Origin of the sequence: Pseudomonas sp. B21-012 (assembly GCF_024749305.1) — a bacterium.
Lineage (GTDB): Bacteria > Pseudomonadota > Gammaproteobacteria > Pseudomonadales > Pseudomonadaceae > Aquipseudomonas.
In genome coordinates, this window is record NZ_CP087197.1 from 3,086,304 (window position 1) to 3,098,298 (window position 11,995).

The 11,995-nt window shown below is 59.1% G+C and carries 25 protein-coding genes; 8 read left to right on the forward strand and 17 right to left on the reverse strand.

Annotated features, from left to right (window positions below; genetic code table 11):
- Position 1 precedes the first annotated feature (1 nt).
- Positions 2-601, reverse strand: a complete 600-nt coding sequence (locus LOY37_RS14075; RefSeq protein WP_045194460.1) for a hypothetical protein — start codon at positions 599-601, stop codon at positions 2-4.
- Between the two features lie 73 nt (positions 602-674).
- Here LOY37_RS14075 and LOY37_RS14080 point away from each other — a divergent pair, with 73 nt between their 5' ends.
- Positions 675-1,079, forward strand: coding sequence for a hypothetical protein (locus LOY37_RS14080; protein ID WP_258715006.1), 405 nt, complete (start codon positions 675-677; stop codon positions 1,077-1,079).
- Between the two features lie 50 nt (positions 1,080-1,129).
- On the opposite strand, the gene LOY37_RS14085 is transcribed toward LOY37_RS14080, so the two are convergent.
- The 4 genes from LOY37_RS14085 to LOY37_RS14100 all read right to left on the reverse strand — a co-directional run bounded on the left by LOY37_RS14085 (position 1,130) and on the right by LOY37_RS14100 (position 2,785).
- The gene (locus LOY37_RS14085) at positions 1,130-1,552 is read right to left on the reverse strand and encodes a proteasome subunit beta (protein ID WP_258715007.1); all 423 of its coding nucleotides are present in this window, start codon (positions 1,550-1,552) and stop codon (positions 1,130-1,132) included.
- A complete protein-coding gene (locus tag LOY37_RS14090) occupies positions 1,549-1,764 on the reverse strand; it encodes a hypothetical protein (protein WP_258715008.1) in 216 nt (71 codons plus the stop codon). The genes LOY37_RS14085 and LOY37_RS14090 overlap by 4 nt, the downstream gene beginning before the upstream one ends.
- Before the next feature lie 53 nt (positions 1,765-1,817).
- Positions 1,818-2,150 (reverse strand): phage holin, lambda family, encoded by a 333-nt coding sequence (locus LOY37_RS14095; RefSeq protein WP_045194464.1) that lies wholly within the window; start codon positions 2,148-2,150, stop codon positions 1,818-1,820.
- A 68-nt stretch (positions 2,151-2,218) separates the two neighbouring features.
- Positions 2,219-2,785, reverse strand: a complete 567-nt coding sequence (locus tag LOY37_RS14100) for a hypothetical protein (protein WP_258715009.1) — start codon at positions 2,783-2,785, stop codon at positions 2,219-2,221.
- A 125-nt stretch (positions 2,786-2,910) separates the two neighbouring features.
- Between LOY37_RS14100 and LOY37_RS14105 the strand changes: the two genes are divergently transcribed.
- Both LOY37_RS14105 and LOY37_RS14110 read left to right on the forward strand, forming a co-directional pair.
- Positions 2,911-3,093: a type II toxin-antitoxin system HicA family toxin gene (locus LOY37_RS14105; protein WP_016715573.1), complete on the forward strand. Its 183-nt coding sequence runs from the start codon at positions 2,911-2,913 to the stop codon at positions 3,091-3,093.
- A gap of 37 nt (positions 3,094-3,130) precedes the next feature.
- Positions 3,131-3,532 carry a type II toxin-antitoxin system HicB family antitoxin gene (locus LOY37_RS14110; protein WP_045194468.1) on the forward strand — a complete coding sequence of 134 codons (402 nt, stop codon included), beginning with the start codon at positions 3,131-3,133 and terminating at the stop codon, positions 3,530-3,532.
- A gap of 160 nt (positions 3,533-3,692) precedes the next feature.
- Here LOY37_RS14110 and LOY37_RS14115 read toward each other — a convergent pair whose 3' ends face one another.
- The 12 genes from LOY37_RS14115 to LOY37_RS14170 form a co-directional block, all read right to left on the reverse strand.
- Entirely contained in the window at positions 3,693-4,364 is a 672-nt protein-coding gene (locus tag LOY37_RS14115; protein WP_258715010.1) for a hypothetical protein, read from the reverse strand.
- A complete protein-coding gene (locus tag LOY37_RS14120) occupies positions 4,361-4,507 on the reverse strand; it encodes a hypothetical protein (RefSeq protein ID WP_258715011.1) in 147 nt (48 codons plus the stop codon). Before LOY37_RS14120 ends, LOY37_RS14115 begins: the two co-directional genes overlap by 4 nt.
- Positions 4,504-5,100: a recombination protein NinG gene (locus LOY37_RS14125; protein WP_258715012.1), complete on the reverse strand. Its 597-nt coding sequence runs from the start codon at positions 5,098-5,100 to the stop codon at positions 4,504-4,506. The genes LOY37_RS14120 and LOY37_RS14125 overlap by 4 nt, the downstream gene beginning before the upstream one ends.
- The gene (locus tag LOY37_RS14130) at positions 5,097-5,258 is read right to left on the reverse strand and encodes a hypothetical protein (RefSeq protein ID WP_258715013.1); all 162 of its coding nucleotides are present in this window, start codon (positions 5,256-5,258) and stop codon (positions 5,097-5,099) included. Before LOY37_RS14130 ends, LOY37_RS14125 begins: the two co-directional genes overlap by 4 nt.
- On the reverse strand, positions 5,255-5,701 hold the full coding sequence (locus tag LOY37_RS14135) for a recombination protein NinB (protein WP_258715014.1): 447 nt from the start codon (positions 5,699-5,701) through the stop codon (positions 5,255-5,257). The genes LOY37_RS14130 and LOY37_RS14135 overlap by 4 nt, the downstream gene beginning before the upstream one ends.
- Positions 5,694-5,954: a hypothetical protein gene (locus LOY37_RS14140; protein WP_258715015.1), complete on the reverse strand. Its 261-nt coding sequence runs from the start codon at positions 5,952-5,954 to the stop codon at positions 5,694-5,696. The genes LOY37_RS14135 and LOY37_RS14140 overlap by 8 nt, the downstream gene beginning before the upstream one ends.
- Positions 5,947-6,168: a hypothetical protein gene (locus tag LOY37_RS14145; RefSeq protein WP_258715016.1), complete on the reverse strand. Its 222-nt coding sequence runs from the start codon at positions 6,166-6,168 to the stop codon at positions 5,947-5,949. The genes LOY37_RS14140 and LOY37_RS14145 overlap by 8 nt, the downstream gene beginning before the upstream one ends.
- Entirely contained in the window at positions 6,168-6,962 is a 795-nt protein-coding gene (locus LOY37_RS14150) for an ATP-binding protein (RefSeq protein ID WP_258715017.1), read from the reverse strand. Before LOY37_RS14150 ends, LOY37_RS14145 begins: the two co-directional genes overlap by 1 nt.
- Entirely contained in the window at positions 6,952-7,749 is a 798-nt protein-coding gene (locus tag LOY37_RS14155) for a hypothetical protein (RefSeq protein ID WP_258717193.1), read from the reverse strand. The genes LOY37_RS14150 and LOY37_RS14155 overlap by 11 nt, the downstream gene beginning before the upstream one ends.
- Positions 7,749-8,510: a phage antirepressor KilAC domain-containing protein gene (locus tag LOY37_RS14160; RefSeq protein WP_408980729.1), complete on the reverse strand. Its 762-nt coding sequence runs from the start codon at positions 8,508-8,510 to the stop codon at positions 7,749-7,751. The genes LOY37_RS14155 and LOY37_RS14160 overlap by 1 nt, the downstream gene beginning before the upstream one ends.
- A gap of 317 nt (positions 8,511-8,827) precedes the next feature.
- Positions 8,828-9,028, reverse strand: a complete 201-nt coding sequence (locus LOY37_RS14165; RefSeq protein ID WP_054064745.1) for a hypothetical protein — start codon at positions 9,026-9,028, stop codon at positions 8,828-8,830.
- A 12-nt stretch (positions 9,029-9,040) separates the two neighbouring features.
- Complete coding sequence (locus tag LOY37_RS14170) at positions 9,041-9,250, reverse strand: helix-turn-helix domain-containing protein (RefSeq protein WP_258715019.1); 210 nt, start codon at positions 9,248-9,250, stop codon at positions 9,041-9,043.
- Positions 9,251-9,301: 51 nt separating this feature from the next.
- Between LOY37_RS14170 and LOY37_RS14175 the strand changes: the two genes are divergently transcribed.
- The 5 genes from LOY37_RS14175 to LOY37_RS14195 all read left to right on the forward strand — a co-directional run bounded on the left by LOY37_RS14175 (position 9,302) and on the right by LOY37_RS14195 (position 11,986).
- Positions 9,302-10,075: a helix-turn-helix transcriptional regulator gene (locus LOY37_RS14175; RefSeq protein WP_258715020.1), complete on the forward strand. Its 774-nt coding sequence runs from the start codon at positions 9,302-9,304 to the stop codon at positions 10,073-10,075.
- Between the two features lie 489 nt (positions 10,076-10,564).
- Entirely contained in the window at positions 10,565-10,699 is a 135-nt protein-coding gene (locus LOY37_RS14180) for a hypothetical protein (protein WP_258715021.1), read from the forward strand.
- A 58-nt stretch (positions 10,700-10,757) separates the two neighbouring features.
- Positions 10,758-11,075 carry a hypothetical protein gene (locus LOY37_RS14185; protein ID WP_258715022.1) on the forward strand — a complete coding sequence of 106 codons (318 nt, stop codon included), beginning with the start codon at positions 10,758-10,760 and terminating at the stop codon, positions 11,073-11,075.
- 453 nt (positions 11,076-11,528) lie between these two features.
- Positions 11,529-11,792, forward strand: coding sequence for a hypothetical protein (locus LOY37_RS14190; RefSeq protein WP_258715023.1), 264 nt, complete (start codon positions 11,529-11,531; stop codon positions 11,790-11,792).
- Positions 11,789-11,986, forward strand: coding sequence for a hypothetical protein (locus tag LOY37_RS14195; RefSeq protein WP_258715024.1), 198 nt, complete (start codon positions 11,789-11,791; stop codon positions 11,984-11,986). The genes LOY37_RS14190 and LOY37_RS14195 overlap by 4 nt, the downstream gene beginning before the upstream one ends.
- The last annotated feature ends 9 nt before the right edge of the window (positions 11,987-11,995 follow it).

Here is an 11,995-nt window from a genome sequence, read left to right on the forward strand (position 1 = left end):
GTCAGGCTTCCTTCGATAGTTCATCCATCAGCTTGGACAGTTCGTCCGCTTCGTCTGTCTTCTCCTTCTCGTCCAGGCCGAATGCCTGGCGCTCGAGCACCTGGAGGTTCTTCATTGCAGCTGACAGCTGGAACAGGGTCTTGGAGTTACTGGGGAGGGCGACGGCGGCAAGCATCGAGGCGCGGCGCATGCCGTTGCTGTCCTCGGCGGTCTCTTCGTCGATTGCCTCCTCAATTTCCTCCCGGCGCTGGATGGTGGTCAGCAGATCATCCATCAGCAGGTTCGCAAGGTTGGTGGCCTTGCGGATGTCGCGGCGATGGCTGCGAACTACCTGCGCGCCCTCCTCTGCGGCCTCTTCGATGATTTCGGTATCGAGTTCGCGGTTCGCGCCTTGATCGTTGCGAACCTCGCCGCGAACCAGCTTGCTGCGAACCTCTTTACGCACCTGGTCGGAAAGGTCCCGCGCCCAGTTCAGGGCCTTGGCCTTTTTCCTGATTGCGGTGTCGCTCACGCCCTGGCGCTCAGCGATGGTTCTGATGGAGAGCGCCCCGGCCCGGTAGGCTCGTTCGATCGCCTCCCAGTCGGGTTGCTTGGTTGTCATGAAGAATTCCTGAGACTTGAAATGGTGTCGGGATACCGTTATTGGTAAGGGTCAAATCACAAGGATGAACCTAATGCCCGATAGATACAGCGTCGTACACTTGCCTCGTGTAGATCTCATCGCTATAGAAATTGGCACCCAAGCACCAGCCACTCCAATGGAGCAATTCTGTTATCAAATTGAAGACTCGCTCGAAGACGACTACGTAGGCGGGCCTTACTCAGATGAGCGCGAGGCAAGCTTCGCCTGCGCTCGCCTGAATTCCGGAGTCGATATCCTCTACCTTCCAGGCTTCAATAGGCTGCTACTGGAGGAAAATGGAAGAATAATCATTGAGTCTGGCAGGGAGATCTTTGCTGGGCTCACCCGCCAGGAATCCGAAGAATATGTATCGCTCCACGGCCCCGTGGTATGTGACAGATTCATTGACCTGAATCGGAAGCACAAGCGCACCTGGAGTGGAATCGAAGACCTGTAGGAGCCTTAAAGGCATAGCGCGCCTCATTCAGTTGAGGTGCGCCTATTTACTCAAAACCTCAGCGTTCTAATCTTCCCGCCGGTGTAGATGTCTCGCTTCATGGCAGCGCGCACCGCATCTTCTGCGCTTGCGCCCATGTCCATTGCAGCCAAGGCATAGGCCGAGCCGCTTCCGATAGCGTCCGGGTTGGACGGGTCCAGCTCTTGCCGCCAGATGCCTGTCTTGTCGTCATGGCCGACCATCAACAGCTTGCCGCCATCGACAACATAGCCTGAGCACTCCACAGGAGCTGCCGATGGCGTACCAAAGTAGGCGGCGATCAATGCCTTCTCATCACATACAGCACCCGACAGGAAGAAGCTGGCGCCGTCGACGATCTGGCACTTCGGGGAATCATCAGAGACGATTACTCCGCCCCGGGTTTGGCGAGAGTCGTAGGCGATCACGCCGTCCTTGTAGGCAATGGTGGTCATGTGTTGTGCCCTTCCAGCGGCTGAGCAAAGGTGAACTTCACACCTTCTTCCGGGTAATAGGTGGAGTAACTGGCGTCTTGGAGGATCACCCCCTCACCCAGTACCTCCACCGCAGCACTGCCATACTTGGCGACCAATGCAGCCTTCAGGTCATCCGCAGACAACGTCAGCGTAATGTCGTTGAAGTGAATCAGCGTCTTCTTGATGCTCATGAAGGCTCCAGTATCGCGCCACGAAATGGCGCACCTTGAATTTGTGGCGCGGATCAGTCCGCCTTACGGGCCGGCAGCTTGAAGTCGGTCACACGGTCAGCGATGGCCCGAACCTTATCTACCCCAAGCAGGCCAACCCAGCCGCCGACGAAGGCAGCCATGCTTTGAGGCAGTCCGAAGAACTCGAAGCCGCTGATCATCGTTAGGGTCAGCCCTCCGCAGATAGCACCCTCAACCAGCATCTGGCGACGGGTGCCACCTCCATAGGTGATCCGAAGGACTGCCATGGCGCAGGACAGACCGGCCGCGTACAGGAGGGGCGAATGCTGGCTCAACCACGCAAGAGCAATCGCCCAGGTGTCTGGTTTGTCTGGCATGTTGGACATACTCGATTCCTCCCTCACGGGGAGCTGTAAAAAGAAAGCCCGCTCGAGGCGGGCAAGGTGGCGCAGGGTTAGCGGGAGTGCAGCATGCCGCCTGGTCGCAGCTCTTCTCGGATGACTTGGCGGACGGTGCGAGCCAGGCCGTCATCCGCGCTGATGCTCTCGATGTTCTTGCGCATCTCTTCGTACAGCTGGGACTTACTGATCAGGCCAGCCATAACCTCAAGGCTGTTGCTCAAGGTTTCAGTCCTGATGGTGTACCCAGCCGTGAGCTTGCCGGCGTCGACTTCGGCCTGGCTGATAAACATCTGGCCGTCGATGATGAAGAAGTGCTTGCCGGACTCGCCGCCGGATTTGACCACCTTCAACTCACCAGCGCCGTGGGCTTCCAGCATCGACTGCACTTCGCGTAGGTTGCGGGCCAACTCACCGTACAGCGTGACGCCGCCAAGGCGCAGTGGCTCGACGGCAGGCTCGGCGTCGATTCGGGCAACAATGTCACCCTTCTCCAAATCGCCGATGACCGTGCCGCCGGCCGGCCCCTTGAGGATGAGCGAGCCCGTCTTCAGGTCGATATCTACTTGCCCCGAGGTGCTCGAGAGCTCGCCTGCAGTCAGGTAGCGTGATTCAGCGGTCATGAGTGAACTCCAGAATTAGAGCCCCGGCGAATGCCGAGAAAAAGATAACCCCAGACACACAAAACCATTTACACGTTATGCGCCTAGAGGTATAATTACCCCATCAACCACACAAGGAGACGGAGGTGCAAAGCAGGCAGTTGATAAAGGAGCTTGAAGCGGCTGGATGGGTTCTAAAGCGAGTCACTGGAAGCCACCACATCTTCAAGCACCCCAACAACCCAAACTCGATACCAGTGCCTCACCCAAAGAAAGATCTACCGATAGGCACGGTAAAGAGCATCAAGGAACGAGCCGGGTTGAAGTAACCCGGCTTCACCCTTTGCACCTTCGCAGGAGACGACAATGCAATATCCAATCTGTATCGAGTGGGGCGACGAGAACACCGCTATCGGCATCCAGGTGCCGGACATTCCAGGCGCTGTAACCGCAGGCGACACCTTCGAGGAGGCTTATACCGCCGCAGTCGAGGTCGCGCACATCATGCTCGAGGAGATCGCTTCGAATGGCCAGGCCATTCCCATGCCGACCACTGCCGCAACGCACCGGAGCAATCCAGACTTCGCGGATATGGGCTGGGGCATGATTGAGATCGACATTACGCCGTACCTGGGCAAGACCGAGAAGGTCAACGTGACCCTGCCTGGCTTTGTCATCCAGCGGATCGATCGGTACGTGCGCGATCACAATGTCAAAAGCCGTTCGTCTTTCCTCGCCGATGCGGCAATGGAAAAGCTTGGCAGGTAAGCAGACACAAAAACCCGACGTTGTAGCCGGGCCTCTTGAGGCCCTCTTTGGGCAACAAAAAACCCGGCACTTGGCCGGGTTCTTTGTGGTCACTCCTAAACGCGCAGGAATGACAGGATGGGTGAATATTCGGCGAACCGGCAGGCCCTGTCAAGGCCCTCTATGCAACATCCTGCTCATCGAAGAAAACTCCCTCATTGGTCAGGATCTCCCCAGCTTCAAGTAGCGCCTGATTCACCAGCGTATCCAACCCCCTGAATATCTTCCTGCGCCAGTCACGCCTGGTGCGCTCCGGCGTGCCGTCGACGTCCCAGGTGTTCATGTCGTAGTTATGGGCTGGCAGGATGATGACGCCTTCACATGGCGCCTCCTGGCGCTGCTTGAGCTTGGCGTTGATAGCCTTCTGGGATTTCGCCACAGCCGCCTTTCTCCAGGCCGGAGCATCATCATCCACCTCAAGCGTCACTTTCTCCGCAGGCGCCCGCTCAGCGCCTCCCAGCTGCGGATACGCCCACGCTGTAACTGCCTTGGTCAGGAACAGGCGCGGGGCAGGCGAAGACACATGCGAGACGATCCGCCCGATAGCGCCGACCTTCGATGCCATGTGCGTTGAGTAGCAAGCGTTCAAGGCCATCCAGTGCTTAGGCTCCAGGCAAGAGTGAAGCCTGCCAAACACCCAACAATCGGTGAGAAAAGCCGCCTCTTTACCCACGATCTCGCCTTTGAGCTTGCTGGCCTGGATTTTTGGCGTGTAATCGCAGCCGCCGGCGCTATTGATCGTCTCGGATGCCAGCGCACGAATTACTGCGGAGATAACGTCGCGATAGATCATTGCCCACCCCCTGCCCACTTGGATTTCCTCAAAATGAATTCTTCGTAGCTGCGCTTGCGGGCGACTGCGGCACCCCAGGCAAGCACAGCGCCGGATGCCACAAGCATCGCGGCCAGAATGAAAAACGCCCATGCTGTGGTCATGCTGCAGCCTCCTTCAGCTGTTTGATCCTTGCCCGGTACTCGGCCCTGATGGCCTTAAGGTCTTCGATGGTGTGCTTGCAGGCCTGATGAGGCCCTTCCAGCCAGGCCACCCGGTCAGCACCGATGCGCTGTACCAACCGGATGCGGTACTCGACCGCATTGCCCGAAAGGTTGCGATTGCACTTCACGCACTGGCGATGGACGTTGAGCGGCTCGAAGCGCAGCTCAGGGCAAGCGCCAACAGAGCGGTAGTGGCCGGCGTCCCAGCGGCTGCCGGTGATCAGGTCGTGATCGCTGGGCAGCGAGTCGCAGCTGATGCACGGCAGGTGCTGGTCGCGCAGGCGGATGTAGGTGTTGAACTCGGCCTGGGCCTCGCGCATGTAGTCGCCGCGGCTCTTGAGCTTCTCCTTGCGGACCTTGATCTCGCGGCGCTTGCGCTGGTCAATGGCCTTTCGGGCTTTGTCGTGATTCGCCGGCGCCATGGCCAGGGCGCACTTCACGCTGCAGGCCGTCTGCGTCGACAACGATGGCCGGAACTTCCCGCCGCAGGCCTTGCAGGTCTTCTGCTTCACTTCCTTGAGAGCTGTCCTCATATCTCGTCGCCCCACTTGTAAAACACACCGCCCATGGCGAGCGCTGTGCCAAAGATCATCCAAAAACCAGGGCTGTTCATGTACACCCCGATCGAGGCCAGCTCTGCCGCCAGCACTCCACCAAGCAAGGCGGTGATCGCTCCGTACGCAGTCTTCATGCAGCCCTCCCCCGGCGCTCACCGTAGATCGCCATCATCAGGTCCTCTGGGTGCGGGAGGAGCAACTGCAGGATCTCGGCGCAGTAGGCGTCCAGCAGCTCCAGGTACTGAGTCATCTGCTGGGTATTGAACTTTCGGGTCTTGGCCCGGCCAACGCGGTACCGGGTGCCGTCGGGCAGCTCCACCGGGTGTACCTCTGCCGGCCACAGTTTGGCGACCAGGATCTCGTGCCACTCCTCGCTGCTGGCCACCTGGCCGTAGGAGTCGCGGAGATGCTCCTGAATCAAGCCGTTCCACATCCACAGCAGGCGGTTCTGGGCGTCGCTGCGCTTGTTCCGTACCTCGACTATGGTCAGGCGGCGCGGCTTGGCCAGATCCAGGCCAGTGAGGTAGCCGATCAGCCGAGCGCGGTCTTGCTCCGTGCGGAGCATCAGGTCAGCCACGATTCGCCTCCTTCACCCAGCGGCGGATCGCCATCTCGCAACCTGAGATGAGGCAGACGCCGTTCGCCAGACCGCGATGAGTCTTGTTGGCCCCGCAGCCGCACCAGCATTTTGGCTGGCGGCCTGGGCGCCTCTTTCGGACCTCCATGTAGCGGATGTGACCCGGCTGTCCGCCGACCTGGCCCCAGCCATCCATGCCGCCACGCATTGCAGCGGAACGGGCAGCCTGTGACATCGAGTTGAGGTCAGGCATTGGCCACCTCCTGTAATTGCTTCTCGGCATCGCGCGCCCGGGCAGTTAACTGACTGATCTCTTCAAGCAGTCCCAAAGCGACCTCCTCTATCGTCCGCTCACCGAGGAATTCGTCCAGGGCGTCGGTGTGCAGGTGCAGATCCTGATCACCGGCCTTCCAGGCGCCTACCACTGCCCACAGCAGGGGCTGCAGCTTTGCTTTGTCGACGCTCATCAGAACCCCTCCTTGCCGCGCTGAGACTCCCAGTTGAACGGGAGCACAATCACACCACCCTCACGGAGGCGGTCGGCAGATCGCTCGCCCATCGCCGCTGGGAGCTCGCGAACATCCAGGTTGGAAATCACGATGGTCGGCAGCATCCGCTCGTAGCGGCCGTTGATGATCGAGAACAGGCGGCTCAGCTCGAAGTCGCTCGGGGCTTCCTTGCTTGCACCGACCTCGTCCAGCACCAGCAGAGTCGGGCGTACAAGCGCGTCGAGGATGCTGCCTTCGGTCTGGCTTGAGCTGCCGTCGAATGTTGCGCGGATGGAGTGCAGAATTCCGCCCAGTGTGCGGTAGGCAGCGGTGTGCTCGGTGGCGGACATGACGGCCTGGGCCATGGAAACGCCGAGGTGAGTCTTCCCGGTACCGGGGTGACCGACCAGAATCATGCAGCGCCCAGCCGCAAGGTTCTGCTCGAACTGCTCGACGTACTGTCGACACTTCATCAAGGCCTTGGCCTGGCCCGGGTTCACAGCCTGATAGCTGTCGAAGGTCTTACCCTTGAAGCGCTTAGGCACCAGCGCATCACCGAGCTTCCAGGCCAGTTCATGGCGCTGACGCTCGACAGCCTCCGCCTTCTCCTTCGCGACCTGGGCAGCCTTGCAGTGCGGGCATGGCGTACGGAACGTATGGCTCAGCACTTGGGTGACGGTGGCGGAGTACTCGCCATGCTCTTCGCAGACGGCCATCGAGGTGACTTGGGGCCTGGCCATGCTAGCCAAGTGAACGACCTTCTCAGAACGCATAGGTGCCATCCTCCCGCTGGATCAGCCCGGCGGTGTAGTCACGCTCAGCGAAACCGTGGTGACGACTGGTTGGCAGGTGGTGGACATTCGCTGGCACCGGCAACTCATCCTCCCAGCGCTTGCCGTTTAGCCAGGTAGCCGGGTGCGGAATGAACTGGCCGCCATCCTTTGTCCAATCAGCAGACACACTCCAAGCAGCCAACGCAGCGGCCATGCGGTCGAACAGCGCCGAGTGGACCTTCAGCTTGGCCCAGGCCTTCTGCGCATTCGCCTTACCCACCTTCCGCGGGTAGAGCTTCCAGAACCGATCGAACAGGTCCTCCGGCGATTCGCTCGACGGAGTGAGGGAATCAGGAATCAGGTTAAGGGAATCAAGAGAGAGGGAATCAGCAGGGAAAGAACTGTTCTCGCCCGGTGCTTGTCCGGTGCTTTCACCATGCTCACCCTGAACAGGATGATGCTGGCCTTCTGCTGGAATGGTGCTTGCCGCCTCTTTTACGTGGGGGTTCTGGTGCTTGGACCAGTTCACCACCTGGATTGCCTTGACGCCTGAGGCTTCGTAGCGGCGAATGAAGCCCTTAAGCTCCAGCGCATCAAGCATGCCATCGATATCGACATTGTCTGCCGGAAAGAGGGCCATCTTCAGGCGCTTTGGACGATCTTCCAGGCGCCCTTCTCGGTCGGCTTCGGTCCACATACCGATGAACAGGAGGCGCGCGGCGAAGTCCAGGTCTGCCAGGTCTTCGTTGGAGAAGAAGCCCGGTTTAATGTTTCTCGATCTGGCCATCATTGGGCCTCCAGGTTGTACTGAGCCCACAGGCCGGCCACCCAGGTGACGCCCTTCGGGGTAAATTTGGTTTGGTTGAATGCGTGGCCGCCATCGGTGGTGCCGGTCTTGATATCGAACCGGCCGGCGTCAATGTGCTGCTGGTACGCCTGCCATTCCCCGCCCATGCGGTACATGATCTTCTTGTCGAGCAGGAACTCGCGGAAGCGGGCCTCATTAGCCCGTAGGAGCTTGGCGGTCTGGCGGAAGCCCTTCAGGCCTGTGGCTTCGACATAGCGGTCGACGAACTCAACCTTTGGTGCAGCAATGGCCAGGGCCTGGTTTGCGGCCTGCTGCAGCTCGTACTGTTCAGCCCAGGCGCGGGCGGCGGCGGCTGGACTGGAGAAGTCTGGCAGGGTTGCGATGACGCGAGGAGCTTCGAGAGTCTTCAGCTTTTCTAGGACGCTACGGCGTACCGCCTTCGACTCACGCATCCCCACCAGCATGCACTGGTCGAGGGTGAGGTCGTAACTATCCATTCGAACGCTGCTCTGGGGGTGTGCAATTTTTTTGCATACCCCCAGTTCATCGCCAAGCTCGTCTCGAACACGAGCGACGAACTGGTCGTTGCGAACCTTTGGCTCGCCGGCGGCTAATCGTGCTTCGTTGATCAAATCACGCAGCTCAACGCTGGACATGGTGCGCGCCACGTTTTCGTAGTTCGCGTTTTGTGGCGCGGCCCTGGGTGAGGTATTGCTGATTTCGGTTTGATGGTGCATGATTTGCTCCACTTGCTTTACCGCTGTTGAAAGAGCCGACCTCGTCCGTCGGCTTTTTTGTGCCTGGAAATCAGAGAGGGCCTCCGCCCTACCCTGAAGAGTCCCCCGCAGAGGCCCTTTTTGGGGTCACCAACTGCAGGACTTTGGCCTTCCTTCGGCCAACCACTGAAAGAGCGCCACCGGCTACAGCTGCTTCGAACATTTCGTTCATTGCCTTGCTGAAATCCCAGCCATTGGCCCTCATCAGCCCCTCTACTCGCTGCCGCGTATCAGGCGGCAGCTGATCAAGCTGTACGGTCATTTGGGCCTCCAAAGGGCCTTCAGCCCGCGATATCTTCTTGCTTGTCCTGCATCAGCTCTTCGATAACGCCGTTGGCAACTGCCCACTCGATGATTTCGTAGAGGTACGTGGCATGCTGCATGCGCGTCTTGCTCGCAGCTTTCCGCAAGATCCGGTCAAGAACCGGCTCGAAACGAACCTTCACAGGGATCGCACGTTTTTGGCTGGGGTCCATGTACATCGGGATTGCTCCTTACGCAGCTGATTTACGGGTTGTTGTGGCGCAGAGCTCGCGAGCGGTGACTTGCCCGCTGGTCAACTCTTCAGCCAGGAATGCTTTTGCCGCACTCATCGAGTGGGTCCCAGAAAGCCAATAGGAAACTGCTGGCTGGGTAACACTCAGGGCTGCGGCGGTTTTTGCTTGCCCGCCAAAGAATTCGACGAGCTTTTCAATCGGGCTCATGGCGAGAACTCCTGATAAGCGTGCTTATATCGTATGTAGAAGGAGGCTTATTTGCAAGCGCATAAGGCAACTTATAAATTCACTGCTATGACGACCCTTGCCGAACGAATCAAAGCCGCACGCAAACACGCCAAGCTGACGCAACGAGAGCTCGCCAGCCGGGTCGGTGTTGAACAGCCCGTGATCTCTCAATTGGAGACCGGGAAAAACCAGACGAGTAACCATCTTCTTGGTATCGCCAGCACCTGCGGGGTCGACCCTATGTGGCTGGCCAAAGGCACTGGCGAAATGCTCAAGACCCAGTCGGGCCGTTCCACTGCTGTTGAGTCAAACGCCGAATTGCTCGGAGAGCTTGCACCTTGGGACGATGGAGACCCGCTGGAAGATGACGATATTGAAGTGCCCTACTACGCCGAGGTTGAGTTCGCTGGCGGCAATGGAATGACCGAAGTAGTAGAGGTTGCGAACCGGCGGTTGCGCTTCAGTACCGCCACCCTTCGCGCTGCTGGTGTTGATAGTCGTGGAGCTGCATGCGCCAGGTTGAAAGGTAAAAGCATGGAGCGCCTCATCCTGGATGGCGCAGCTATCGGTTTTGACACACACGATACAAACATCATTGATGGCGAGATCTATGCCTTCAACCATGGCGGGATGCTGCGCGTAAAGTACCTCTATCGCCTCCCGGCTGGAGCCGTACGTATTCGAAGCGAGAATGACGACGAGTACCCTGACGAGATCATGAGTGCCGAACAGTTTCACGACGAAGTGAAGATGCTCGGCAGGGTATTTTGGTGGTCCACCGTTCGCCGGGCACCAAAGCGCTGATGTAGGCACCTTCCCCTCCAAACCCTTCTGAAATAAGTAAAGCGCCCGCCGTCTGCGGGCTTTTTTACGTCTTCATGAAAAAATATAAGCACGCTTATTGACGATCAAGATAAGCACGCTTATATTTGCATCAACGCCGCTTATCCCGGCCGGCCCTCAAAAGGGCCCAGCTCTTTAGCGACACACCTTGCCGGATCGACACCGGCCCAGATTCAAAGGCAGCGATGGACAGGCCTCAACAGTCCAGAGGGGTGGCAACTGCCCCGGGCGTGCAGCGTAAATCGCCAAGACCAGTTATCCAGCGGGAGAACAAGCCGAAAGGCCCGCGGCTGGAGGAACAACACGAGTGCGAACTGGACTAGGGCCAGGTGGTAACCAAGGCGCACATGAGCCAGCGACCGACGCCAGTAGCGGGTCGCGGCGCACCACGAGATTCACTAATGCCGCTTCTATGAGGCGGCATTGGGAATGCCACTGGAGGAACACGACATGAACCGCAAGCAATTCCGAAAGGCCCGTGTTGCCGTGAAGCTCGACCGTATCAACAACACCGCCACCTGCGACGTACCTGGCTACGAGAAGGCTCTGATCCTTGAGCTGATGCACCGACCTCGCTCCTGGTGATTTCACTCGCAGCCATTCCCATGAGTGGCTGCCGGGAAATCAACCCGAGGGCACTCACGTGAACAAAGAAGAAATCTACGACGGCCAGGTCAGCCCACTGATGCAGCAAGTGATTCAGATCGCGAGGGATAACGGTATCGCCATGATCGCGAGCTTTGCCATTGGCCATGAAGACGGCGGCCCCAACGGCGAGGATGCCACCAGCCTGACCGTGACCACCCACTTGCCTGATGGCGACGATGAGTTCGACGCACGCTTCAGCAAGTCGGCGAACACCATCCGCAACGGCCTCCCTCTCCCCGGCAGTTTGGGCTCAGTTATGCACATGACTACAACCAAGCCTGACGGCAGCAAGATCCTGACCGCGGTTATCTGATCAACCAGCGCCACGTCAGCCTGACGTTAACTGCCCGATGCCCTGCTCCCCATCGCAGGCTGTATCGGAGTGTGATCTGAACGCGCAGGCTGATGCGCAGGTTTGAAAGCAAACAGTTCCCGCGAACGATCGATACCGGCTAAGTAGTTTCATATGCCCGCGCGGTACCGGCTCGTAATAACTGGCATTGAGGTAGGCGCAAGCCGTTCACCTCGGCATGGTTCGCAAGCCGGAGATCAGTACCGGCCAGATCACACCCCGATGCAGATCGCATCACCGCAGGCGAATCCGGGGCCTTCCCGGCCAGACCAGATGCTTCCCGGGCAGCGCCGGGCGCCTGCATCCCCTTCCCTTCATATCGACCGCATCGGCAGGTGCCAGGCCAGTCTCACGGCTGGGTTTGGTGGCCCGCGCCTGGCTCCTGACCAATGCGGTCCTACCGAGGTTCACGCGATGAACAAAGACACAGGCGGACCGGCATTCCCGGTCTCGTATGACCACGACACCTTTCAGCCATCCCGCGTTGATGAGGCCAAGCGGCTGATGTCCGGCATGGATCTCCGCGACTACTTCGCTACCAAGGCTTTGCAGGGCTTGTTGTCCTGGGCTGGTGACGATTCCAGTGGGAGCTACCACTCGAACAGTGACCCGGCTCATACCGCCAGCATGGCCTACGAGTACGCCGACGCCATGCTCGCCGCCCGGGTGAAGCCATGAGCGGCTGGGAATGCAAGGGAGACAACGGTGAGTCAGACCACGACTGGAAGTACATCAGCGACTGGGGCGGCGATCTGGCAGTGATCGGCGGCACCTTCGACTGCAGCTATCTCGAGTGCCGGGTTTGCGGCGAGGAGAAGCACGACCATCCCAATCCGTCCGAGTACGCCTACCAAGCGGGCGACAACGAGTAACCCACCACC